General features: G+C 72.8%; 16 protein-coding genes and 2 CRISPR repeat arrays. Of the genes, 11 read left to right on the forward strand and 5 right to left on the reverse strand.

Features of this window, described 5'->3' with window-relative positions; all coding sequences use genetic code 11:
• The first annotated feature begins 182 nt into the window (after positions 1–182).
• Positions 183–1674: a CRISPR direct-repeat array (repeat unit 28 nt; unit sequence CTGCTCCCCGCGCACGCGGGGATGGTCC).
• A gap of 233 nt (positions 1675–1907) precedes the next feature.
• Positions 1908–2111: a DUF397 domain-containing protein gene (locus LZF96_RS14750; RefSeq protein ID WP_233871605.1), complete on the reverse strand. Its 204-nt coding sequence runs from the start codon at positions 2109–2111 to the stop codon at positions 1908–1910.
• Positions 2108–2938 carry a helix-turn-helix transcriptional regulator gene (locus LZF96_RS14755; RefSeq protein ID WP_233871607.1) on the reverse strand — a complete coding sequence of 277 codons (831 nt, stop codon included), beginning with the start codon at positions 2936–2938 and terminating at the stop codon, positions 2108–2110. The genes LZF96_RS14750 and LZF96_RS14755 overlap by 4 nt, the downstream gene beginning before the upstream one ends.
• Before the next feature lie 402 nt (positions 2939–3340).
• Here LZF96_RS14755 and LZF96_RS14760 point away from each other — a divergent pair, with 402 nt between their 5' ends.
• From LZF96_RS14760 to LZF96_RS14780, 5 genes are all read left to right on the forward strand, one after another.
• Positions 3341–3547: a hypothetical protein gene (locus tag LZF96_RS14760; protein ID WP_233871609.1), complete on the forward strand. Its 207-nt coding sequence runs from the start codon at positions 3341–3343 to the stop codon at positions 3545–3547.
• Between the two features lie 596 nt (positions 3548–4143).
• Positions 4144–4720: direct repeats of the CRISPR family, unit length 29 nt; unit sequence CTGCTCCCCGCGCACGCGGGGATGGTCCC.
• A gap of 117 nt (positions 4721–4837) precedes the next feature.
• On the forward strand, positions 4838–6049 hold the full coding sequence (fxlM, locus tag LZF96_RS14765) for a methyltransferase, FxLD system (protein WP_233871611.1): 1212 nt from the start codon (positions 4838–4840) through the stop codon (positions 6047–6049).
• Between the two features lie 78 nt (positions 6050–6127).
• The gene (locus LZF96_RS14770; RefSeq protein WP_233871613.1) at positions 6128–6301 is read left to right on the forward strand and encodes a hypothetical protein; all 174 of its coding nucleotides are present in this window, start codon (positions 6128–6130) and stop codon (positions 6299–6301) included.
• An 88-nt stretch (positions 6302–6389) separates the two neighbouring features.
• On the forward strand, positions 6390–9248 hold the full coding sequence (locus tag LZF96_RS14775) for a lantibiotic dehydratase (RefSeq protein WP_233871615.1): 2859 nt from the start codon (positions 6390–6392) through the stop codon (positions 9246–9248).
• Positions 9245–10441, forward strand: coding sequence for a lanthionine synthetase LanC family protein (locus LZF96_RS14780; RefSeq protein WP_233871617.1), 1197 nt, complete (start codon positions 9245–9247; stop codon positions 10439–10441). The genes LZF96_RS14775 and LZF96_RS14780 overlap by 4 nt, the downstream gene beginning before the upstream one ends.
• Positions 10442–10869: 428 nt before the next feature.
• Here the strand turns inward: LZF96_RS14780 and LZF96_RS14785 are convergent, their stop codons facing one another.
• The 3 genes from LZF96_RS14785 to LZF96_RS14795 all read right to left on the reverse strand — a co-directional run bounded on the left by LZF96_RS14785 (position 10870) and on the right by LZF96_RS14795 (position 15380).
• Positions 10870–11508 (reverse strand): 1,4-alpha-glucan branching protein, encoded by a 639-nt coding sequence (locus tag LZF96_RS14785; protein ID WP_233871619.1) that lies wholly within the window; start codon positions 11506–11508, stop codon positions 10870–10872.
• 72 nt (positions 11509–11580) lie between these two features.
• Positions 11581–13239, reverse strand: a complete 1659-nt coding sequence (locus LZF96_RS14790) for a penicillin-binding transpeptidase domain-containing protein (protein WP_233871621.1) — start codon at positions 13237–13239, stop codon at positions 11581–11583.
• A gap of 347 nt (positions 13240–13586) precedes the next feature.
• Positions 13587–15380, reverse strand: coding sequence for a dolichyl-phosphate-mannose--protein mannosyltransferase (locus LZF96_RS14795; RefSeq protein ID WP_374203242.1), 1794 nt, complete (start codon positions 15378–15380; stop codon positions 13587–13589).
• A 604-nt stretch (positions 15381–15984) separates the two neighbouring features.
• Here LZF96_RS14795 and rsmI point away from each other — a divergent pair.
• The 6 genes from rsmI (at position 15985) to LZF96_RS14825 (ending at position 22570) form a co-directional block, all read left to right on the forward strand.
• Positions 15985–16854, forward strand: coding sequence for a 16S rRNA (cytidine(1402)-2'-O)-methyltransferase (gene rsmI / locus LZF96_RS14800; protein ID WP_233871804.1), 870 nt, complete (start codon positions 15985–15987; stop codon positions 16852–16854).
• A 121-nt stretch (positions 16855–16975) separates the two neighbouring features.
• Positions 16976–17263, forward strand: a complete 288-nt coding sequence (locus tag LZF96_RS14805; RefSeq protein WP_374203239.1) for a hypothetical protein — start codon at positions 16976–16978, stop codon at positions 17261–17263.
• Between the two features lie 100 nt (positions 17264–17363).
• Positions 17364–18239, forward strand: coding sequence for a TatD family hydrolase (locus LZF96_RS14810; RefSeq protein WP_233871625.1), 876 nt, complete (start codon positions 17364–17366; stop codon positions 18237–18239).
• A 324-nt stretch (positions 18240–18563) separates the two neighbouring features.
• On the forward strand, positions 18564–19571 hold the full coding sequence (rsmA, locus tag LZF96_RS14815) for a 16S rRNA (adenine(1518)-N(6)/adenine(1519)-N(6))-dimethyltransferase RsmA (protein WP_233871628.1): 1008 nt from the start codon (positions 18564–18566) through the stop codon (positions 19569–19571).
• Positions 19568–20569: a 4-(cytidine 5'-diphospho)-2-C-methyl-D-erythritol kinase gene (locus LZF96_RS14820; RefSeq protein ID WP_233871630.1), complete on the forward strand. Its 1002-nt coding sequence runs from the start codon at positions 19568–19570 to the stop codon at positions 20567–20569. The genes rsmA and LZF96_RS14820 overlap by 4 nt, the downstream gene beginning before the upstream one ends.
• Before the next feature lie 153 nt (positions 20570–20722).
• Positions 20723–22570, forward strand: a complete 1848-nt coding sequence (locus tag LZF96_RS14825; protein ID WP_233871632.1) for an ABC-F family ATP-binding cassette domain-containing protein — start codon at positions 20723–20725, stop codon at positions 22568–22570.
• Positions 22571–23438 lie beyond the last annotated feature (868 nt).

Raw genomic sequence — 23438 nt, forward strand, 5'->3', positions numbered from 1 at the left:
CACCCCCGGCCGACCCTGTCCCGCCCTTTTCGGGGGTGCCACGGGGCGGGTCGGCGTCGGTGGAACCGGTTACGGTGGTGTCCATGCGGATGTTCAGGAGCCCCGGACGAGACGAAATGTCCGAGTTTCCGCTTCTTGTAAAAAACACCCACCCCGGCCGGTAAACTCCCAGGTCAGTTACTCTGCTCCCCGCGCACGCGGGGATGGTCCTCCTGCCGGGGGGACGTTCAGTACGGGGAGATCCTGCTCCCCGCGCACGCGGGGATGGTCCCATCGACAACATCGCACCGGAGTCCCTGTCCACCTGCTCCCCGCGCACGCGGGGATGGTCCTTGCGGTTTTCTGCTTGTCGGTGGCGCGAAAGACTGCTCCCCGCGCACGCGGGGATGGTCCCAACGTCCTGACGCTGCCTTTCGCACTGGGGGTCTGCTCCCCGCGCACGCGGGGATGGTCCCTCGGCGTCTGCTGCCGACGTCGTGGTGGTGGCCTGCTCCCCGCGCACGCGGGGATGGTCCCCGAACAGTCCACCGGGGCAGGCGACCAGGAGGCTGCTCCCCGCGCACGCGGGGATGGTCCCGACAGAAGTGCCCCCGCCCCGGCCGAAGCCGGCTGCTCCCCGCGCACGCGGGGATGGTCCTATCGGGCCCATACGAGTATCGACCATTTGGCTCTGCTCCCCGCGCACGCGGGGATGGTCCCGGTCCACGTGCCGGCGGCACCGTCACCTACAACTGCTCCCCGCGCACGCGGGGATGGTCCCCCGACAATCCCATGCGGGCGGCCCCACCTCTCCTGCTCCCCGCGCACGCGGGGATGGTCCCCAGCGCCCGCCCGTCGGTGACCTCGCCGAGCTGCTGCTCCCCGCGCACGCGGGGATGGTCCCAGCCAGATCGCCCGACTGGCGCCGGTCAAGCTCTGCTCCCCGCGCACGCGGGGATGGTCCCGACCGGGCCGAATTGATCTACCGACAGGGAGTCTGCTCCCCGCGCACGCGGGGATGGTCCCCGGGCCCGTGATGAACTGGCCGACGCGATCGCCTGCTCCCCGCGCACGCGGGGATGGTCCTTCGGGCAGGTTTTCCGTGATCCGGCGGACGATCTGCTCCCCGCGCACGCGGGGATGGTCCCCGGCGCGGTAAGCGCGTCGGGGACCGTGACGACTGCTCCCCGCGCACGCGGGGATGGTCCCGAGCCGGGCTCCGGGCGGGTGACGCTGCCCGCCTGCTCCCCGCGCACGCGGGGATGGTCCCTTCCTGCCGCCGAAACCCGACGCCCGTACCGGCTGCTCCCCGCGCACGCGGGGATGGTCCCCGCCGCGCCTTCGGGGTGCTGGTGGCGGTGGGCTGCTCCCCGTGCACGCGGGGATGGTCCCGCGGTGGTAGAGCCCATCTCCTTGGCGAGCGACTGCTCCCCGCGCACGCGGGGATGGTCCCCCCGGCGACATGGACCGCGACGCCTGGCTCACCTGCTCCCCGCGCACGCGGGGATGGTCCCCGCGACCGCTACCCCGACGACTGGTCAGAGATCTGCTCCCCGCGCACGCGGGGATGGTCCCCCCACTCACCTCAGCTTTCCGTGGTGGGTGCTGCTCCCCGCGCACGCGGGGATGGTCCCTCCCCGCCCCGCAGCCGACGGCGGCCCTGGGGCTGCTCCCCGCGCACGCGGGGATGGTCCGCTCGGCGTGTGTGGGGTTGGTTGCTGTTCGGGCTACGGGGAGGTGCGGTGCTCGCGGTGGGTGGCCGGGCGTGGGAGAAGCCCCGTCGCGGATGTATGGGTGCGACGGGGCTTCGATGTATCTCTGCCGGTTCCTGCGGCTGGCCGCAGGAGCCCTTGGGACGTTTTGTGCTTCGGGGAGAAGTCGTGGATGTACCTGCCCGGTGAGGGGGAGGCCGCTTCTTTCCTGGCCGTTCAGTTGACGGCTGGGGTGTCGGCTTTGAGGTCCGCGACCAGGGCGGTGAAGGCGGAGGTGCGGAGGCGAAGGACCGGGCCGTCCGGGTTCTTGGAGTCGCGGAGGGGGACCAGGCCGTGAGTGGTGGCGAGGTCGGCGGCGACCTCCACGCAGGCGCCGCCGTTGCTGCTGTGGGAAGACGTGAACCAGCGCAGTTCGGTCACAGGGGACTCCCTTTTCTGGCTTCCTTGATCATGGCGACAGAGGCTGTCTGGGAGGAAGCTTCGGCCTGTAGCTGATGGTAGGCCGTCATCAAGGGCTGCACGGATCGGATATCCCGTTCCAGACGGCCTTGATGCGCGGACTCGGCGTATGCCATGAGGGAGCGATCCGGCAGGGCCAGCAGATAGATGGGTAGATCGAACGACCGTCGTTCCCCCAGGTCGTACGGGGCGACTTGGACCACGGTGTTGGGCAACTCGGCGAAGGCGAGGAGTCGATCCAGCTGGGCGGCCATGATCTTCGGGCCGCCCACCGGCCGACGGAGGCAGCTCTCGTCCAGGACCGCGTGAATCAGGGGGGCCGGGATGCGTTCCATGGACGCCTGTCGCTTGGCGAGGAGCGTCAACCGTTCCTCCGCCTGTTGTTCCGTGATCGCCCCGCGTCGCACGGCGCCCGTGGTGATGGCGGCGGCGTACTCGGGGGTTTGGAGCAGTCCGGGGATGATGCCCAGTTCGAAGAGTCTGATCTCCGCCGCCCGCATCTCGTGTGGGACGTATTCCGAAAATCCTTCCAGTAGCGCGGTGTCGCGCACGGCCCGTCCTTGGCGTTCGAACTGATCTCCGGTTCCAAAGGCTTTGTCAGCGCTGTGCGAGAAGTGGAGAGTTGGGGATCTGCGGCCGGTTTCCACGGCCGATACATGGGTGCCCGAATAGCCCATTCGCTCCGCGAGGTCGTCCTGTGTCCAGCCGCGCTGCTCCCGCAGGCTGCGCAGACGCGCTCCGTAGGCGGCTCCGGGGGATTTGTCGGGGTCAAGCTCTTTCCGGTTCAACGATTCCCACCCAAGTCTTCGTGCGGATAACGCAGGTTGAAGCCCTTCCGACTGTAAGCCACTCTGGGCATTTCTGGTAGTGGCTTCACTACGGAGAGGAATCGTCATGTCCGAGAAGGAACACGGCCGATGGTCCACCGCTCCTCGAATCCGTTCCGATTCCGCACGTGGTCCGGCGGCCACCGTCGGGTTCGCGGCCGATGCCGAGAGTGCTTCACGGGCAAGCGCGGGAAAGGGGTCGGGGCCGGAATCCGGGGGACCGTGTGATGTCTCCTCGACGGACGGCCCCTCGGGGGACGGCACTCGACGGTCGGCGTCGCGCACACCGCTCGCCGAATTGCTGGACCGTTCCGCAGCCCTCAGCCGTGCCATCGACGAACACCTGCGTCGGTTGGAGGGCCGGTGAGTTACCGATACGGCCGAACCCTGCTGTCCTCCACCTGCGGGCCGGTGATCTTTCGGGCCCAGTGCGAGCGGTGCGCCGAAATGGGGCCCCGGGCGGAGACCGGCGAGGCGGCGATGGTCTGGGTGGTGATCCACCGGAGGCAGGAGCCCGATCACGAGGTGTTCCGCGAACTCCGTTCCCTGCCCTACCGCGTTGAGGTGTGACCGTGGGCGCGTCCGGGGTGGGCGGTTACTGGGCGGAAGTGGTCGTGCGGAGTCCGGACGCCGGAGGGGAGTGGTACCTCTCCGCCGCGTGGTCGGATACCCCGGAGGAGGCGTTGTCGTGGCTTCGAAGCCAGGCAACCCGACTCGCGGACGTACTCGAAGCCGCCGAAGACGAGAAGACGTCTTCTCCCGTCGGCTACACGGAACCCATCGCGGCCGTTCTGCGTGGCTGGGCCGGGGATGAGGTGTTCCGACGGGTTCAGCGTGAAGCCCTGGCGGAGGGCCGGCCTGTGAGCGCGAATGCCCGTGGGGCGGACCGTATCTGCGGTCTCCGCGACGTGGAAGTTCTCTACTCGCTCTCGGCCCGCCCCATCATCCGGCCAGGCTGTTCCCGGGGAAGGCCGAAGTGGTGACCCGGGATAGGCCCTTTGTGAGGAGCAGACCGCTGCGCGATCGACCGTCGGCTCTATGCCCCTCGGAGCCGCTACGGTGGTCGCGTGTGGCAGCCCCGGACTACCACGCGAGGCGGAATGTCCGAATCCCCGTTTCTTGCAAAAAACACCCACCCCCGCCGGTAAACTCCCAGGTCAGTTACTCTGCTCCCCGCGCACGCGGGGATGGTCCCCTGTGGGGCGCAATCAACTATGCGGGTGCATCCTGCTCCCCGCGCACGCGGGGATGGTCCCACCGGCCCCCAGGCCAAGGTGCGCACCGCCACCTGCTCCCCGCGCACGCGGGGATGGTCCCAACACGGGTGACTGGATCATCGGCTGGTTCAACTGCTCCCCGCGCACGCGGGGATGGTCCCGCCGGGACTCCCGGCGGAACAGGTCGGGACTCCTGCTCCCCGCGCACGCGGGGATGGTCCCCAGAGGTTGGGTTCGGGGTGGGTGCGGCAGTACTGCTCCCCGCGCACGCGGGGATGGTCCCATCGCCGGGTCCCCGCCGGCCAGCGAGTCGCTCTGCTCCCCGCGCACGCGGGGATGGTCCCCGAGACGGACCATGTGCGGCTGTTCGGGGAGCTGCTCCCCGCGCACGCGGGGATGGTCCCTCCTCCTCCGCCGTCACCTCGCCCCGATCAATCTGCTCCCCGCGCACGCGGGGATGGTCCCCCGGGGTCGCTGCGAGTGCCATTACCAAGGCTCTGCTCCCCGCGCACGCGGGGATGGTCCCCGCCATTAACCGGGGCGGGCACGTCCCGTGCGGCTTCCCTCGGCGGGTCCGCGAGCGACGGCTGAGCCGGGATGAAGGCAGAACTGATTGGTGTGGACTGCGATGAGAAAGGGCAGCATGACGGCTGGAACAGAGGTAACCCCCGAAGAACTCCGTGAGCGAATGGTTCGGGGGCTGGTGGAGCGAGGAGCCATCGTGTCCTCGGCCGTGGAGGCGGCGTTCCGGGCCGTCCCGCGCCACCGCTTCGCGCCGGAGGTGCCGCCGGAGGAGGTGTACGGAGCACCGGAGGCCATCTTCACCAAGCGCACCGATGACGGGCGCGCGGTCAGTTCCGTGTCGGCTCCCTGGTTGCACGCGCGCATGTTGGAGGCGGCTCGTTCGGCCCCCGGGATGCGGGTACTGGAGATCGGCTCCGGCGGTTGCAACGCCGCGCTGCTGGCCGAACTGGTCGGTCCGGCCGGGGCCGTCACCAGTGTGGACATCGATCCGGACGTCACAGGCCGCGCACGCAGGCTGCTCGACGGGACCGGATACCGGCGTGTGCGTATCCGTACGGGCGATGGAGCGTTGCCGGTGGTCGATGCCCCGGCCGGGGGGTGGGACCGCATCATCGTGACCACCGGATCGGCCGATCTTCCGGAGGCGTGGTTCGATCAACTGGCCGCCGACGGGCGTCTCGTCGTTCCGCTGCGCTTCCGCGGGCTGTCCCGCACCCTGGCCTTCGCCCGGGAGGGGAAGTGGCTACGGAGTGACACCACCATCGTCTCGGGGTTCCTCGCCATGCGAGGAGAGAGCGCGGACGCACCGAGGGTGGTTCGCCTGGCCGATGACGATGTCCGGCTCACCGTCGATGAGCGACAGCCCTGTGACGAACCCGCCCTCCGCGAAGCGTTCTCCACAACCCGCCACGAGCTGTGGACCGGAGTGCGACTGACGGGCTCGGAGGGACTACTGCCGCGCTTGGACGTCTGGCTTGCCGGTGTGGTCGCACCCTACGGGCGCCTGCGCGCCAACCGGGCCGCCATGGAGCGCGGATTGGTCGGCTGGGTCCTGGGAACGGGTGCGGCCACCGTGTGGAACGACGACTCCCTCGCCTACCTCACCCTGCGCCACGCACCGGACCACACCGACCGCTTCGAACTCGGCGTCATCGGCCACGGTCCCGATCGGGAACACCTCGGCGCCTCACTTGCCGACGCGGTTGTCCGTTGGAACGAGACCGCGCGCCACCAGGGTGAACCCGTGGTGCGCGCCTACCGGCGGAACGACCCGGAGCGCCCCACCGGAGTGGTCATCGAGAAGTCCGACGCGCGCCTGACCATCACCTGACCCTGCGGCCCACCCTGCGGCGGGCCGCACACAGATCTCCTGGCACGGTGCCGGGAACTTCACCGCAAGGAGAATCACATGTCACCACCTCTGTCACCTGCACCCGAGCTGGCCGACGCCTTCGACCTCGACTTGCAGCAGCGGCCCGTGGAAGGACTCCACGTATGGCTGAGCGGCGATGAGGAAGAAGGCGACACGACCGGGGACGGCTGCGGAGAGTCTCCGCCCCAGGGCCCGACCACCGGCTGCTGAGTCGACTCGACGGCCCGCGGCCGGGTGCCCATCGCATCCGGCCGCTCTCCGCCATATCCACGTCCCCCTTCCGACGAAAGGTGAGGCGATGCCCCGCAGGCTGTTCTCCGCTCAGCCGGTAGCCATGGCCCGAATCCCGCTCCGGCCCCACCGAGGATCCAGCCCGTTTGCCGACGGCCTTCTGACCGAGGGTGTTTTCCTCGCGAACCGGGCCATCGACCGGTCCGAAGCCGAGACCGATGTCCGCACCAGGGCGACTCTGCGCGCCTATGACATCCGCTCACGCAGCCGCACAACGCCGCACGGCGTCTTCGCAGGAGTAGCAGCGGCGTCCCTTACCGCCCGAACCACCACGTTGCGGCTGGGTCCCACCCACCGGGCCATCACCAATCCCGGCCCACGATGGCTGACCGCACTCGCCGATCGACTTTTGCACGAGGAGCCCGAACTGCTTCCCGTCCTCACCCTGACCACCAGCAACCTGATCACCCGACGTGGGGGGCGTCTGGAAACCGAGCGTCCCACCGAACGGGGAGCGGAGATCGGCAGTGTGCGGGATACCGAGGTCTCCCGCAGGCTGCTCCGAACATGTGCGGCCGGCACGCGGGCCGCCGACATCCTGGTCGCCCTCGCCGACCGGTACCCCGGTACAAGCCCTTCCAGCATCAGGCGCGCGGTGCTGAACATGATCGAGGCCGGCGTCCTGCTCAGCGATCTGCTACCGGACGATCCTCGCGCCGACCCCATCCACCACCTCCTCGAACGGCTTCCCGCATACTCACCGGCCGCCCGCACTCTGGAACAACTCCGAGCCTGTCTCTTCGAAGCCGACAGCCGACCCCCCGGCTCACCCCGCCGTCATCCGCTGCTGTCATCAGCCCATCGCCTCGCAGACTCCCTCCATTCCTCCCCTCGTCCACTGACCGTGGACACCCTCGCGGATGCCGAGATCGGTCTACCGCCGACCGTGGGCGACAGCGCGGAACTCGCCGCATCGGTCCTCTGGCGCATCGGTCACCGCAGGCCGCCGCTTGGTGACTACCACCGCCGTTTCTGCGCCCGGTACGGTCACCACCGTCTCGTCCCCGTCCTCGAAGCCCTCGACCCGGCGACAGGATTGGGTCCACCCACAGCTCACGATGCGCTCGGCATCGACGAAGAACTTGCCCCCGATCGAGCAACCGCACTGGCCGCTCTGCTCGCCAATGCCCTCGGCACCAACACTCTTGAGATCTCCCTCCGGGAACACGACCTCGACCAGCTCGCGAACCCCTCGCCGCTGCCGCCTCCCCGTACTGCCGAGATCCACATTCAGCTCCTCGGCGGCAACAACGGAACGCCGCGTATCGCGGTCGTTCCCGGAACCGGTTCCCAGGACGCCGGAGCGGCACCGGGTCGCTGGACCCCCTGGCTGCCCGAACTCGCTCCGAACGAGCCCTTCGATGACGGCAACGGAACGATGGTCGCCGAAATCGTCTGCCGCACCCGTACTGCCGCCACCGGCACACTCAACGTCGAAACCGGCACCGCCCCTTGGCGTATTCCGCTTGGTGTTCCCACCCGACCGGGAGATCTGCTCCCCGAAGAACTGGCCCTCACCACCACCGGCACGCATCTGTTGCTGTGGTCCACCCGCCACGACCGGCCCGTAACCCCGGTTCTCCACAGCCGCATCGCGCCCCGCCTGTTGCCGCCGGTTGCCCGCACCCTGCACCTGCTCGGCCATGCCGGTACCCGCCCCTGGCACCCCTGGAGTTGGGGCAGGCTCTCCACTTTTCCCTTCACTCCGGGTGTGCGCTATCGAAACATCCTTCTGGCACCCGCTCGTTGGCACATTCCGGTGGAATTGGCCACCGCAGCGGGTAACCGCGGTGACTTCGTCCTCGCACTCGAAAGCTGGTCCCGCTCGGTCCGTCCCGCCCTCCCCGACACCGTGGTCGTCGTCGAGAACGACCGCCATCTTCCTCTCGACCCACGCGACCCCGACGAGCGCGAACTCCTGCGCCGAAGTGTCCACCGGGGTGCCCGCATCCTCCACCATCCCCTCGGCTCTTCCGACGCCCTGGAGGTGCTCCTCGGCCCTCACGGCGAACGTCATCAGCTCGAACTCGTCATACCGCTCATCCGGCGTGACGCACCGCTTCGCCCTCCACCCAGTTCGCGCCGCGCTCCTCGCTTGCCGGGAACCGGCCGTTATCTTCCCGGCAGCAGCTGGCTTTCCGTGGCCCTGCCCGGCCCGGCCGAGCTCCACGACACCACCCTGACCGAACTCACTTCCCTGTTGAACCACCTCACTGCCCAAGCTGACATCGACCGTTGGTTCTGGCTTCGTTACACCACTCCGGCCCTCGGCCCCCACCTCCGCCTTCGCTTCCATGGCAACCCCGCCGGCTTGGCCGCTCTCGTGCAACCCCAACTCGCCACAGCCGTCGATCGCCTTCACCAACGCGGACTGCACGGCAGCCTCCACCTGGAGCCCTACGATCGGGAGACCGAGCGTTACGGTGGCCCGCAGGCCATCACCGCCGCCGAGGATCTCTTCTGCGCAGACAGCAAACTCACACTCCTCGCCCTCTCCCTCACCGAGGATGAGCGACTCCTCCTTGCTGCCGCATCATCCGCCGAAATCGCCGAATTCCTCGCCCCCAACCACGCTCGACTCACACTCAACCCCGGTCGCCTCACCCCGGACCAACGCCGCCGCCGCGACGGTCTTCGTTCAACCATCCACAACGACCCCCCGGCCCTCATCCCACCTGCCCTGACCACCGTCCACGCGGAACGTCGCAAGGCACTCCTCACCTATCGCGACGCCCTCCCCTCCTCTCTCCTTGCCCCCTGCGCCTCCGACGTCATCCATATGCACAGCAATCGGCTTCTTGGAACCGACCCCGGTCATGAACGCCTCGCCCGAACCCTGGCCGCCGACTTACTCCACCGCCCATGACCGATAACCCCCGTGCCCTTGCCGCTGCCGGCGCGAGGGAACTCGCCGGAGCCCTTCGTTCCCCCGAGTCCGTCGTATCGACCGTCTCCGCCCGGGCCGCACACACCCTTTGCCATGGCCTGGCAGGCACCGCCCTCCTTCATGCCTGCCTCGGTGACGCGAACACAGCTGCCGACCACTGGAACGCAGCCTCCCGCATGCTGGGCAGCGCCCCGTCCGACGGCATCCACACCGGTCCCGGCGCTCTCGCCACATCCCTGATCATCGGCACCGCTCACTTCCCCGCCGGCAGTGCCCACCACGCACTGGTGCCCCGCGCCACCACCTGGCTCTCGGCCCGTGCCCAAGCACTCGCCCACCATCGACAGACCGGCTCCACCCCCTGGACACCCTGGGCCGTCTACGACGTGATCAAGGGTTTGAGCGGGATCGGCCGCATTCTCCTCGCGGCTTACTCCACCGGTCACGAAGCCGAAGCCGCTGTCGGGCTGCGAGTCGCCCTGTCCACTCTCACCGAGATGATCCTCACCGACCAGGGCACCCGCCCCGGTTGGTGGCTTCCCGCCCATGCCCATCCGCCCACCGTCCGCATTCCGCCCTCGGGCGCCGCTACCACCGGCATGGCTCACGGCATCGCCGGACCTCTCGCCTTCCTCGCCCTCGCCCAACTCGCCGGCCACACCGTCCCCGGTCAGCACGACGCCATCGCCAACGCCGTCCACTGGCTCCTCACCCGGGCAGATCCCGGACCTTTCTGGCCGCCCCACATCAGCGGCACCGACCTCGACACCGGTCCCACCTCGACATCCGACACCACACCCGGCCGCCGAACCGCCTGGTGCTACGGCACTCCCGGCATCGTCATCGCCCTCATCCACGCTGGCCGCGCTCTCGGCAACCCCACCCTCCTTCACACCGCCGCAACCGCGCTCACTCTCCTGGTCGGTCACCCGGACCGCTGGGACATCGAAGGCTCCGGCCTTTGCCATGGCACCGCCGGCCTCCTTCAAGTCACCACCCGATGCAGCCCGCACCTCGCCCACGTCACTGCTCGGGCTGCCCTGACCGTGCCCCCTGACGCTTGTGGCTTTCTCAACGGCGCAGCGGGGACAGCCCTGGCCTTGGCCGACTACGCTGGTCTTCTCGTTCATCCGGATTCAGCGGCGTGGGACGCGATCCTGCTGGTGTCCTGAACTCCGGGTGAATGGGCCGGTCGATAGCCGAGTGTTGAAGGGCGAGGTCGTTATTACCCCGAAGGCCGAGCACAGTGGAGAGAAGGGAAATGCCGGCCCGAACAGGTCCGGCGGTACCGGGTGCGGCCGGCGGAAGAAGCCGTCCCGCACGGTGGCCGACACCGAGGCCATCATCAGTGGGTTGGCCCGGCCGGTCTGGCCGATGAGTTGGGCGGCGCGGGCGCGTTGCGATGCAGCCTGCTCCCCGCGCACGCGGGGATGGCTCCGTCGCCGGGCCGGGCTTCGTGCCGGTTCGGGTGGACCCTCCCTCGACCGGTGCGGACCGGTGGGCCGGGTCGGCTTCCGGGGGCGGTTCTTCGGGGGATCAGTCGAAGCCGGCGCCGGCCGCCCGGGGCCGGGGGCGCCCGGACGGTCGGCGCCGTAACCGGCTACGGCGTCGTCGGCTGTGAGCGCACGCCGGCCAGGACCACGGGCCCGCCTTCGCTCCATCGGCCGGTGAGGGTGGCGTCCGCCGGGGTGATGTCGGCGCCGACGGTACGCACGACGACGAGTTCCGCCTCGCCTGCGTGGACCACCGTGGTCGGCCCGTCGTTGCGGCAGGCCACGGTGTCGATGCCGGTGAACGCCGGGGTCCCCGGGTCGCCGTCCGCCCGCACGCGCACCGTCGGCTCACGCGACTCCCGGTGCCCGTCGGCCTCGATCACCTCCTCGGCCTGGTCCTGCTGCCCGAGGGCACCCCTGATCATCGCCGTCACCCCGACCGGGTCGCCGCAGCCGTCGTACACCCACCGGGTGCCGAGTACCGAGTGCTCGGTGGTGCCGATGAGGAATTCGTCCGCCCCTTCCAGCGGCGCGCCGCGGTACGTCACCGGCACGTGGAGAAGCGTGCCGTCGTCCGCCTCGAGCAGGAAGGCTTCCAGGCCCACCTCGCCCGCCGGGTCGTCGAAGCGGTAGGCGCCGACCTGCCGGAACCCGGAGCTGCCCGCGCTCCACGGCCGGTGGGGCAGCCAGCCGCCGAGCAGGTCGAGCTTGCCGGGGGTGAGCGTTGCTTTGTAGATGAGTGCCATGCCGTGGACGTTAGCCGATCGGGCCCCCGTCGCGCGGTCGGCGACGGGGGCCCGGTCGGGGGAAAGGCTCGGTCAGGGGGCGGAGTTGAGGACCTTGGCCACCAGGGGGCCGGCGATCTTGCCGCCGTGTCCGCTCTCCGGCACCACGGCCGCCACGGCCAGGTCGTCCCGGTAGGCGGTGAACCAGGCGTTCGGGTCCTCCTGGCCGATGACCTCGGCGGATCCGGTCTTCGCCCCGGCGTCACCGGCCACCCCGGACATCGCCGCCGCCGCCGTGCCGTACTGCGCCGTCGCCACCATCAGTCCGCGCAGCTGCGCGGCGGTGCCCTCCGAGGGCCCGGCGGCGGTGGCGAGTTCGCGGCCGTCGTGGTCCGGCGGCACCAGGTACGGCTGGCGGAAGGAGCCGTCCCGCACGGTGGCCGACACCGAGGCCATCACCAGAGGGTTGGCCCGCACGCCGGCCTGGCCGATGAGCTGGGCGGCCATCTGCGCGTTGGACTCCACCGGGACCGTGCCGGTCTCCACCGCGATCCCGGCGTCCCACTCCAGGCCGATGCCGAAGGTGTTCCGGGCGTAGGCGCCCAGTTCCTCGTCCGACAGGTCGGGCGCGGCGGAGACGAAGGCGGTGTTGCAGGAGGCGGCGAAGCTCTGCGTGAAGGTGCCGTTCTCCAGCTCGAACTCGTTGAGGTTCTCGAACGGCCAGCCGCCGTGGTCGAAGTTCTTGGGACACGGGTGGGCGGCGGACGGTGAGGCGAGTCCGCGGTCGATCATCAGCGCCGAGCTGACGATCTTCCAGGTCGAGCCGGGTGCCAGTCGTCCCTTCACCGCCAGGTCGGTGGACTCCTCGGGGTCCTCGGCCGGGTCCGGGGCCGGCGTGGTGACCAGGGCGAGGATCTCGCCGGTGCTCGGCCGGATCGCGGCCAGACCGGCGCGGTCGGTGCCGGCCAGCACCTCCTCGGCCGCCGCCTGGAGGTCGGAGTCGATGGTGGTCGGCACCTCGACCGGGTTCGACCCCGCCAGTTCCAGCAGCTGCTCCACGCGCGCGCCGGCGGAGTCCACGAGCCGCAGTTCGCTGCCGGTGTCGGCCTCCGCGCCGTAGCGGGAGCCCAACTCGGTGAGCATCGCGGCCAGCGAGGGGTGGGCCTCCGCCGTCAGTTCGTCGCCGTCGCGGTCCAGTACCCGCACGGCCGCGTCGTCGGACAGCGGCCCGGTCTCCAGGCGGTTGCCGTCGGTCAGCCGGGGGTGCAGGACGGTCGGTTCCCAGGCCACCACGGTGCCGAGGTCGTCGTCCTGCCGCACCGACAATTCGGAGCGGTACTGCCAGTCGACCAGGTTCTGATCGCCCTGCCCGTCCTGCCCGTCCTCGTCACCCGGCCCGGTGGGCAGGCGGGCGGTGACCAGGAAGGAGATGGCGCCACCGGAGCTCGTGCCCGGGGTGAGGGTGAGGTCCGACAGTCGGGTGTCGGAGGCGAAGGAGGCGAGCGCGGTCCGCGCCGCGCCGGGGTCATCGGTCAGGCTCGCGGCCTGCTCGACGTCGCCGTTCTCCCAGGCGGTCAGGAACTCCGCGGCGGTCTCGGCCGGGGTGGCGTTCCGGGCGGTCGGGCCGTCACCGGAGTCATCACCGGAGTTGCACCCCGCCAGCAGGGCCAGCGCGGCCACCGCGACGGTGCCCCGGACGACGCGCCGGCCGGGGCCGCCGCGTCGGTTCGCGCGGGACGCCGCGCGGGACATCGGTCGCGCCGTCCGTCCCGACCCCGGGTCGTTCTCCGCCGGTCCCGGGAGCGGGCCGCCTCGCCCGGCCCCAGCTGTCGTGTCACGCGCTTCCCGCGCCCTTCCCGTCACCGGTGTCCCCCACCGTGTCGTTTCGGATCCCCCGGTCGTGCCGGAGCCGCCGCTGGTGTCGATCCTGTTGATGGCCGTCCCCGTCGCGCCGGTACCGGTCCCCGGGCCCCGCCGGCCCCACAGCGTTCTCATCCGCACCTCGCACGTTCAGACGCCGCAGCCTACCCGGCGTGGTCCCGGGCCCTCGCGAGGTGTCCGCCGGGAAGACCCCGAACCCGGGTCGGATCGGGCCCGGGTCAGATCCAGGTCGGCAGCCACATACGGGCGCGCCAGCCGTCCATCGGCAGCGGCACGTCCGCGTACACGGGGTAGAAGAACACGAAGTTCCAGACCACGACGAGGACGACGATCCCGCACACCGCGATGCCCACCGCCCGCCGCCGCTCCGGGCAGCCCGGCGGTCCGAGGATCGCGCCCAGCGCCATCGTCAGCGCCAGGCACAGGAACGGCACCAGCACCACGGCGTAGAAGTAGTAGATCGTCCGGTCCTGGTAGAGGAACCACGGCAGCAGCCCCGCCGCCGTCCCGCACAGGATCGCGCCGGCCCGCCAGTCGCGACGCGCCGCCCACCGCCACAGGCAGTACACCAGCGCCGCGCAGGCCGCCCACCACAGCAGGGGGGTGCCCAGGGCCAGCACCTCGCGGGCGCAGCCGCCGGCCTCCCGGCACATCCCCTCGCCCTCCTCCTCGGAGAGGTAGGAGAACGACACCGGGCGCCCGAGTACCGGCCAGCTCCACGGGTTGGACTGGTAGCTGTGCTCGGAGTCCAGGCCGACGTGGAAGCCGTAGACCTCCGCGTGGTAGTGCCACAGGCTGCGCAGCGCGTCCCCGACCGGGTGCCCGGTGGGGGCGTTCTCCGCCGCCCAGTCCCGGTGGTACCCGCCGGGTCGCAGGAGCCAGCCGGCCCAGGAGGCGACGTAGACGACCACCGCGACCGGGACCGTGGACAGGAACGCCGGCACGGCGTCGCGGCGCAGCATCGACCGGTACGGGCGGGGCGCGCCGGCGGTGCGCCGGGCCGCCGCGTCCCACAGCACGATCATGATCCCGAAGGCGGCCAGCACCCACAGGCCGCTCCACTTGGTGCCGCAGGCCAGGCCGAGGCAGACGCCGGCGGCGATCCGCCAGGGGCGCCATCCGAACCGGGCGCGGTGCCCGACCCCGGGGTCCGGGCGCAGCATCCCGTCGTCGGAGCGGTTGCCGCGCGGCGGCCGGTCGGGGTCGCGCTCCGCCTCCTCCAGCGCCGCCGCCATCCGGGCCCGGGCGCGGTCGCGATCCACCAGCAGGCAGCCGAAGGCGGCCAGTACCCAGAACATCAGGATCAGGTCGAGCAGGGCGGCCCGGCTCATCACGAAGTGCAGCCCGTCCACGGCCATGAACAGCCCGGCGAGGCAGCCCAGCGCGGTGGAGCGGAACAGTCGGCGGCCGATCCGGCACAGCATCAGCACCGACAGCGCGCCGAGCAGCGCCGGGACGAAGCGCCAGCCGAAGGGCGTCATGCCGAAGGCCCACTCGCCGAGGGCGATCATCCACTTGCCCACCGGCGGGTGGACCACGTAGGAGGCGGTGTCGCCGAGCGGCACGACGCAGTCCAGGATCCGCTCGTTGGCGTCGTCCGGCCAGCTCGCCTCCCAGCCGTGCCGCAGCAGCGCCCAGGCGTCCTTGGCGTAGTAGGTCTCGTCGAACATGACGATCGCGGGACGGTCCAGGCGCACGATGCGCAGCACCCCGGCGACGGCGGCGACCAGCAGCGGTCCCGCCCAACCCATCACCCGGTTCAGGCGGACGGCGGTCGCGGGCGGGATGCCGAAGTACTCCCACAGCCGGGTGCCGGCCGGCGGGAAGGGCGGGACCAGGCGATGGCGGACACCGCCGTCGGCGCGCGGCCGGTGGAGGCGTTCCCCCCGGCCGGCGTCCGGCGGCGGGGGACCGGGGGAGGGCCGGCCCGGGCGGGGGCGTGGGGGTTGGCCGGCGTCCCCGTCGCCGGGGAGTCGGCCGGGGCCGGGGCCGGGCGCGTACGGGTCGTCCACGGGACCCGGGGCGTCGGTGTCGATCGGGGCGCCCGGGTCGGTGGCGGCGCCGGAGCGGCTCCTCCCGGCGGGGCGCGGTCCGGGGCCGCCGCTCACCGGGGCCCCGCGGGCGTCGGTGAGCCGGCGCCGCTCGTCTCCGTCGTCCCCGTCATCGGGCCGCCGTCGTTCCGGTTCGCTCCGCTCACCCGGCCCATCTTGTCATCCGTCGTCCGGCGGGCCCGGGAGGATGACGGATGTGACGGCGGAGGAGGAGAGGGACGTGCGGGAACGGACGGGACGGGACGGCCGAGAGGGCCGGGACCCCGGTGAAGCCGGGGGCGGCCGGGAGGCGGCGGGGTCGGGCGCGGACGTGTCCGACCCCGCCGGGCCTCGCCCGGGCGACGGGCGCGAGGCGCCGGGCGACGGACCGCGCGCCGGTACGGCCGACCCCGCCGGGCACGGCCCGGAGTACGAGTCGGACGGGCACGAGGGGCTGCCCGCGGTCGACCCGTACGACGGACGCGACGCGTACGACGGGGCGGAGGCCGACGGGCCGCACGAATACGAGGGGGCGGAGGCCGAAGCCCTCCCCACCCCCCGGGCCCGGGAACCGGAGGAGGGCGGGCTGTTGGTGCTGGCCGGCACCCCCATCGGCGACCCCGACGACGCCCCGCCCCGGCTCGCCGCCGAACTGGCCCGCGCCGACGTGGTCGCCGCCGAGGACACCCGCCGATTGCGCCGGCTCACCCGCGACCTGGACGTGCGGATCACCGGCCGGGTGGTCTCCTACTTCGAGGGCAACGAGGCGGCCCGTACGCCCGAGCTGGTCGAGGAGTTGGTGGCGGGCGCCCGGGTGCTGCTGGTCACCGACGCGGGGATGCCCTCGGTCTCCGATCCCGGCTACCGGCTGGTGGCCGGGGCGGTGGAGCGCGGGGTGCGGGTGACGGCCGTGCCCGGGCCGTCGGCGGTGCTCACCGCCCTGGCCGTCTCCGGCCTGCCCGTGGACCGCTTCTGTTTCGAGGGCTTCCTGCCGCGTCGTCCCGGTGAACGCGCCGCGCGGCTGCGGGAGAGCGCCGGGGAGACCCGCACCCTGGTCTTCTTCGAGGCCCCGCACCGGCTCGCCGCCACCCTCGCGGTGATGGCCGAGATCTACGGCCCGGACCGGGAGGCGGCGGTCTGCCGCGAGCTGACCAAGACCTGGGAGGAGGTGCTGCGCGGCACGCTGGCCGAGCTGGCGGCCCGCGCGGAACAGGGGGTGCGCGGTGAGATCACCCTCGTGGTGCGGGGCGTCGACCCGGCCTCCGCCCCGCCCCCGGACCCCGCCGAGCTGGCCCGCCGGGTGATGGCGCTGGAAGCCGGCGGGACCCGTCGCAAGGAGGCCATCATCGAGGTCGCGAAAGCGGCCGGTCGGCCCAAACGGGAGGTCTTCGACGCGGTGGTGGCGGCGAAGCGGGAGGGGCATACTGGTGGCGAGCGGGGCGAATCGGGCCGGTAGCGGTCCGGGGTTCGTCGCCCGTCCCGGTCGCCGAGCGCGCCGGGTTCCCGCGCGGGCGCGGCCCCGATCCGCCGTCCCGGCGTCCCGCCGCCGGCGCCGAGCACAGCCCCCGGAGGGGCCGATGAGGGACAGCCACCGCGAGACGGTCACCGAGTCCTACGCCTTCGCCTGCCTGAGCTGCGGTCACGGCTGGGAGCGCACCTATCGCATCGAGCACCACGTCGATCCCCTCGGCCATCCCTTCGTGTTGTATTTCGCCGATGGCGAGCGGGTCCCCTCCCCGCTGAGCCGGCCCCGCTGCCCCGACTGCGGCGGCGGCCGGATCCGGCTGATGCGCTCGGGGCTGGTCTCGCGGGTCGAGCACGCCCTGGACGAGGTGCCCCGTCCGGCACCGGGCAAGTGGATCTGACCCCGGGGACCCCGGGGACCCCGGGGTCCCCGGAGCGCCCGGGGTCCGGCGCGGTACCGGCCGGCGGGTCGGCCACCGTCCCGGCCGTAGACTCGGGCCCATGCCGCAGTCCAAGGCCGCCCGCGCCGCCCGCGCGGAGATCCCCCCGCTCCCCGAGCCGCTGGCCCACCCGGTCGTCGACTCCCACACCCACCTCGACATGCAGGAGACCGAGCCGGCGCTCGCGCTGGAGCGGGCCGCCGCCGTCGGGGTCGAGCGGGTGGTGCAGATCGGCTGCGACGTCGAGCGCGCCCGGTGGGCGGTGAAGACCGCGACCGACCACCCCGACCGGGTGTGGGCGGGGGTGGCGCTGCACCCCAACGAGGCGCCCCGCCTGGAGTTGGAGCACGGCCCGGCCGCGTTGGACGCCGCGCTGGAGGAGATCGCCGGGATCGCCGCGCTGCCGCAGGTGCGTGCCGTCGGCGAGACCGGCCTGGACCACTTCCGGACCGGCCCCGAGGGGCGGGCGGCCCAGGAACGCTCCTTCCGCCGGCACATCGCCCTGGCCAAGGAGTTGGACCGCACGCTGGTCATCCATGACCGGGACGCCCACGAGGACGTGCTGCGGGTGCTGGGGGAGGAGGGCGCCCCGGCGCGCACCGTCTTCCACTGCTTCTCCGGGGACGCCGCGATGGCCCGCCACTGCGCGGAGCGCGGCTGGTTCCTGTCCTTCGCCGGGAACATCACCTTCCGCAGCGCCGAGCCCCTGCGCGAGGCGCTGGCCGTCACCCCGCCGGAGCGTCTGCTGGTGGAGACCGACGCCCCGTTCCTGACCCCGGCGCCGTTCCGGGGCCGGCCCAACGCCCCGCACCTCATCCCGCACACGCTGCGGGCGATGGCCGGGGTGCTGGATCTGGACGAGACGGAGCTGGCCCGGCACATCGCGGACAACTCGCGGCGCGCCTTCCCGGAGCCGGGGGCGGCGCCGACCGTGTGAGCGGAGGCGGCCGGCGGGAGGCGTCCCGGCCGGCCCGCCGGCCCGCCGGCCCCACCGACTCCACCCGTCCGACCGCGTCGGACGGTGCCCGGTCGGCGGCGGGCCCCGGGGGAAGCGGGAGAGCGCTCCGGGCCTCCGCCCCTCCCGATCCCCACCCGGGAGCCGGCCCGGGCGGAGTGCCCCGGGCGGCCCGCACGGCTCATGGCGCCGGGCGCGGTACCGCCGACCGGAGGCGTGCCCGACACCCCGGGAGCCCCACCCGTCCCGCCGGCCCCGGGCCGGCGCCCGACCGGGCGCGGGCCCGAGCGCCCGTAGACTGCCGGCATGACTTCGGAACGGGACGACGCCGCACCCGGCGCGGGCGCCGACGGGCTGCTGGGCCCGTCGGACGTCCGTGAACTCGCGGCGGCGCTCGGCGTGCGCCCCACCAAGCAGCGCGGCCAGAACTTCGTCATCGACGCCAACACCGTGCGCCGCATCGTGCGCGCCGCCGACCTGCGCCCCGGGGACACCGTGGTCGAGGTGGGGCCCGGCCTGGGATCGCTGACCCTGGCGCTGTTGCCCGCCGCCGCGCACGTCACCGCCGTGGAGATCGACGACACGCTGGCCGCCGCCCTGCCCGCCACCGTCTCCGCCCGGCTCCCGCGTCTGGTCGACCGCTTCGCGCTGGTGCACGGTGACGCGATGCGCGTCACCGAACTGCCCGGCCCCGCCCCCACCGCGCTGGTCGCGAACCTGCCCTACAACGTGGCGGTGCCGGTCCTGCTGCACATGCTGGCGACCTTCCCGACCCTGGAGCGGGCGCTGGTGATGGTGCAGGCGGAGGTCGCCGACCGGCTCGCCGCCGCCCCCGGCTCCCGGGTGTACGGGGTGCCCTCGGTCAAGGCCGCCTGGTACGCCCGGACCCGTCGCGCGGGTTCCATCGGCCGTTCGGTCTTCTGGCCCGCCCCCAACGTGGACTCCGGACTGGTCTCCCTGGAACGGCGGGATCCGCCGCAGACCACCGCGAGCCGCCGCGAGGTCTTCGCGGTCGTGGACGCCGCCTTCGCGCAGCGCCGCAAGATGCTGCGTTCGGCGCTGTCCGGGTGGGCCGGGTCCTCCGCCGCCGCCGAGGCCGCCCTGGTCGCCGCCGGGGTCGGGCCCCGGGCACGGGGTGAGGAGTTGACCGTGGAGGACTTCGCGCGGATCGCCGCGCACCGCCCCGGCCGGACCGACGGGCCGTCCGCCCCCACCGACACCCCAGCCGGCGCCGAGCCCCATGCCCCGGGCACCACCCCCGCCGACCACCGGGACCGGGAGAACGCCGAGAACCAGGAGAACACCGCCGCATGACCCCCGAGCCCACCGGCCGGACCGTGCCCCCGCCCGTCCCGACCGGACCCGCCGCCGGACCCGGGGCCGTGACGGTCCGGGCCCACGCCAAGGTCAACGCGCAGCTCGCGGTCGGGGCACCCCGCGCCGACGGCTACCACGACCTGGCCAACGTCTTCCTCGCCGTCGGCCCGCACGACGCGGTCACCGCCCGCCCCGCCGACCGGCTGCGCGTCACCTGCTCGGGCCCCGGTTCCGAACAGGTCCCGCTGGACGGCACCAACCTCGTGGCCCGCGCAGCCGTCCTGCTCGCGGAGCGGCACGGCCGGGAGCCCGCCGTCCACCTGCACATCGACAAGGACATCCCGGTGGCCGGCGGCATGGCCGGTGGCAGCGCGGACGGCGCCGCCGCGCTGCTCGCCTGCGACCTGCTGTGGGGCACCGCCACCCCGCGCGCGGAGCTGTTGGAACTCTGCGCCGAATTGGGTTCGGACGTGCCGTTCTCCCTGGTGGGGGGCGCCGCGCTGGGCCGGGGCCGGGGGGAGCGGCTGACCGGTCTCCCGGTCACCGGCACCTTCCACTGGGTTTTCGCGCTCGCCGACGGCGGCCTGTCCACGCCGGTGGTCTACCGGGAGTGCGACCGGCTACGGGAGGCGGCCGGGGAGACCGTGCCCGAGGTGCCCGAGCCGGACCCCGCGATCCTCGTGGCGCTGGCCACCGGGGACGCCAAGGCACTGGCCGCCGCCCTCGCCAACGACCTGCAACCGGCTGCCCTCGCGCTGCGTCCCGCCCTCGCCGACACCCTGGCGGCGGGGACGAGGGCGGGTGCCCTGGCCGCGATCGTCTCCGGCTCCGGTCCCACCTGCGCCTTCCTCGCGGAGGACGCGGAGGCGGCCGGGCGGGTGGCGGCGGCCCTGGAGGCGTCGGGCACCTGCCGCGCCGCCCGGGTCACCACCGCGCCGGCGCCGGGGGCCCACCGCGTGCCGCCGGAGTCCGTCGCCGGCGTGCCCGACGCCTGACCGCGCGACGCCCGACCCCGGGGCGTCCCGACCGCACGGCGCCCGCCGGGACGCCCCGGACCCCGGAGCGTCTCTCGTACCGGGCCCGGAAACCCGGTGCCCCCGCGCCGCCCCACGACCCCACCCGTGACCACGACTTCGGACTGAGAGCCCATGGCAGCCCCCGCGAAGAACCTCGTCAACCTGGAGTCCGTCACCAAGGTCCACGGCACCCGGACCCTGCTGGACGGCCTCTCCCTCGGTGTCTCCGAGGGCGACCGCATCGGTGTCGTCGGTCGCAACGGCGACGGCAAGACCACCCTGATCCGCGTCCTCACCGGGCTGGAGGAGGCCGACGCCGGCCGCGTCGTGCACGCCGGCGGCCTGCGGGTGGACGTGCTCACCCAGCACGACTCGCTCGACCCGGCCGCCACCGTGCGGCAGGAGATCATCGGCGACCGCGCCGACCACGAGTGGGCCGGCGACGCCCGCATCCGCGACGTGCTCACCGGCCTGTTCGGCGGCCTGGACCTGCCCGGTTTCGCCGACGGCCTGGACACCGTCATCGGCCCGCTCTCCGGCGGTGAGCGCCGGCGCATCGCGCTGGCCCGGCTGCTGATCGCCGAGCAGGACCTGCTGGTGCTGGACGAACCGACCAACCACCTCGACGTCGAGGGCATCGACTGGCTCGCCCGCCACCTGGGCTCCCGCCGCTCGGCACTGGTCTGCGTCACGCACGACCGGTGGTTCCTGGACACCGTCTGCACCCGCATCTGGGACGTGCAGCGCGGCACCGTGCACGGCTACGACGGCGGCTACAGCGACTACGTCTTCGCCCGCGCCGAGCGGGAGCGGATCGCCGCCACCGAGGAGAGCAAGCGGCAGAACCTGATGCGCAAGGAGTTGGCCTGGCTGCGCCGGGGCGCCCCGGCCCGCACCAGCAAGCCGCGCTTCCGCGTCGAGGCGGCCAACGCCCTGATCGCCGACGTGCCCGCCCCCCGCGACGGCGCGGAGCTGATGCGCTTCGCCAACGCCCGGCTGGGCAAAACCGTCTTCGACCTGGAGGACGTCACCGTGCGGGCGGGGGAGAAGACCCTGCTCACCGACCTCACCTGGCAGCTCGGACCCGGGGACCGGATCGGTCTGGTGGGCGTCAACGGCGCGGGCAAGACCTCGCTGCTGCGGGCGTTGGCCGACGCCGCCGAGCGGCAGACCGCCGGCGCGGAGGACGGCACGGCGCCGCGCGGCGTGGTCTCCGGCACCGTCCGGGTCGGCCGCACGGTCCGCCTGGCGTACCTCTCCCAGGAGGTCGCCGAACTCGACCCGACCTGGCGGGTGTTGCAGGCGGTGGAGCGGGTGCGCGGCCGGGTGGACCTGGGCAAGGGGCGGGAGATGACCGCCGGTCAGCTCTGCGAGCAGTTCGGCTTCGGCAACGAGAAGCAGTGGACGCCGGTGGGCGATCTCTCCGGTGGCGAGCGGCGCCGGCTGCAGATCCTGCGCCTGCTGATGGACGAGCCGAACGTGCTCTTCCTCGACGAGCCCACCAACGACCTCGACATCGAGACCCTCACCCAGTTGGAGGACGTGCTCGACGGCTGGCCCGGCTCGCTGGTGGTCATCAGCCACGACCGGTACTTCGTGGAGCGCACCACCGACCGGGTGTTCGCGCTGCTGGGCGACGGCCGGCTGCGGATGCTGCCGCGCGGCGTGGACGAGTACCTGGAGCGGCGGGCGGCCGTGCGTTCCGCCGAGGGCGAGCGGATCGCGGCGGCCCCGGCGGCCGAACGGGAGCGCCCGGCCACCTCGCCGTCACAGCTCTCCCGCGAGGCGCAGAAGGAACAGCAGCGCATCGAGAGGCAGTTGGACAAGCTGGGGGACCGGGAGACGCGGCTGCACGAGAGCATGGCCGAGCACTCCACGGACTTCGCCCGGGTCGCGGAGCTGGACGCCGAACTGCGGGAGGTCGTGGAGCGACGGGAGGAACTGGAGACCCGCTGGCTGGAGCTGGCCGAGGGCGCCTGACGCGGTGCCGGCCGGCCGGTGCCCGGGGTCGCCACCCGTTTCGGTGCGGCGTGGTGCCCGGTTCGGCCCGGGGTCGCCACCTTTTTCGGTGCGGCGTGGTGCCCGGTTCGGCCCGGGGTCGCCACCCGTTTCGGCGCGGTGCGGTGCCCGGCGGTTCGCCGCCCGGCGCGGCGGGGGCCGGCGCGGTACGAGGCCGGCTCGCTTTCGGGGTCGCCACCCGGCGGGGCGAGGGTTCGGCATCCGATGTGGCGCGGTTCGGTGGTCGGTTCGGCCCGGTGCCATCACCGGGCGGGACGGGGCCGGCTCGGCCCGGTGCCATCACCCGGTGTGACGCGGCATGGTGCGGGTTCGGCATCCGGCACGGCGCGGGGCGGGGTTCGCCGCCCGGCGTGATGGGAACCGGTGCCGGGATGGGTTCGGCACCCGGCGCGGCGCGTGGCCGGTTCGATGGGTGGCGGACACCCGGTGCGGGGTGGGATCGGCGCCGGCGTGGCACCCCGTGCGGCGCGGGGAAGGGGGAACCCCTGGTGGGGCCGGTCGAGTTGGGACGACGGCCGGGGCGACGGTCGACGAACGGGTCGTCGTCGCGTTCGGTGGTCGGACGGTCACCCCTCGCGGTGACGGGAACCACTCCCGACACCGCCGCAGTCCGGTGATAGAAAGAGCCTGCCCGTACACCATCGGCCGTCGGACCCGACCGTTCGACGCGCCAGGCACAGGGGGATCCATGTCACAGCCGCCGCCACCGCCGAACCAGCCGCCACCCCCGCCGGAGGAACCGCCGGGCGGGAGCGGCGTGTCGGAGGAGTCCACCCCGGAACCCGCCTCTTCGGATTCCACCCCGGAACCGGCGGTCGAGGGCTCCGGC

The organism is Streptomyces sp. ST2-7A, from assembly GCF_021390475.1.
Lineage (GTDB): Bacteria > Actinomycetota > Actinomycetes > Streptomycetales > Streptomycetaceae > Streptomyces.

What these genes read in the sequence shown, in the direction of transcription:
- fxlM (WP_233871611.1), top strand. Translation starts at nt 4,838, where the DNA reads ATGACGGCTGGAACAGAGGTAACCCCCGAAGAACTCCGTGAGCGAATG.
- LZF96_RS14770 (WP_233871613.1), top strand. Translation starts at nt 6,128, where the DNA reads ATGTCACCACCTCTGTCACCTGCACCCGAGCTGGCCGACGCCTTCGAC.
- LZF96_RS14775 (WP_233871615.1), top strand. Translation starts at nt 6,390, where the DNA reads ATGCCCCGCAGGCTGTTCTCCGCTCAGCCGGTAGCCATGGCCCGAATC.
- LZF96_RS14780 (WP_233871617.1), top strand. Translation starts at nt 9,245, where the DNA reads ATGACCGATAACCCCCGTGCCCTTGCCGCTGCCGGCGCGAGGGAACTC.
- LZF96_RS14785 (WP_233871619.1), bottom strand. Translation starts at nt 11,508, where the DNA reads ATGGCACTCATCTACAAAGCAACGCTCACCCCCGGCAAGCTCGACCTG.
- LZF96_RS14790 (WP_233871621.1), bottom strand. Translation starts at nt 13,239, where the DNA reads ATGTCCCGCGCGGCGTCCCGCGCGAACCGACGCGGCGGCCCCGGCCGG.
- LZF96_RS14805 (WP_374203239.1), top strand. Translation starts at nt 16,976, where the DNA reads ATGAGGGACAGCCACCGCGAGACGGTCACCGAGTCCTACGCCTTCGCC.
- LZF96_RS14810 (WP_233871625.1), top strand. Translation starts at nt 17,364, where the DNA reads ATGCCGCAGTCCAAGGCCGCCCGCGCCGCCCGCGCGGAGATCCCCCCG.
- rsmA (WP_233871628.1), top strand. Translation starts at nt 18,564, where the DNA reads ATGACTTCGGAACGGGACGACGCCGCACCCGGCGCGGGCGCCGACGGG.
- LZF96_RS14820 (WP_233871630.1), top strand. Translation starts at nt 19,568, where the DNA reads ATGACCCCCGAGCCCACCGGCCGGACCGTGCCCCCGCCCGTCCCGACC.
- LZF96_RS14825 (WP_233871632.1), top strand. Translation starts at nt 20,723, where the DNA reads ATGGCAGCCCCCGCGAAGAACCTCGTCAACCTGGAGTCCGTCACCAAG.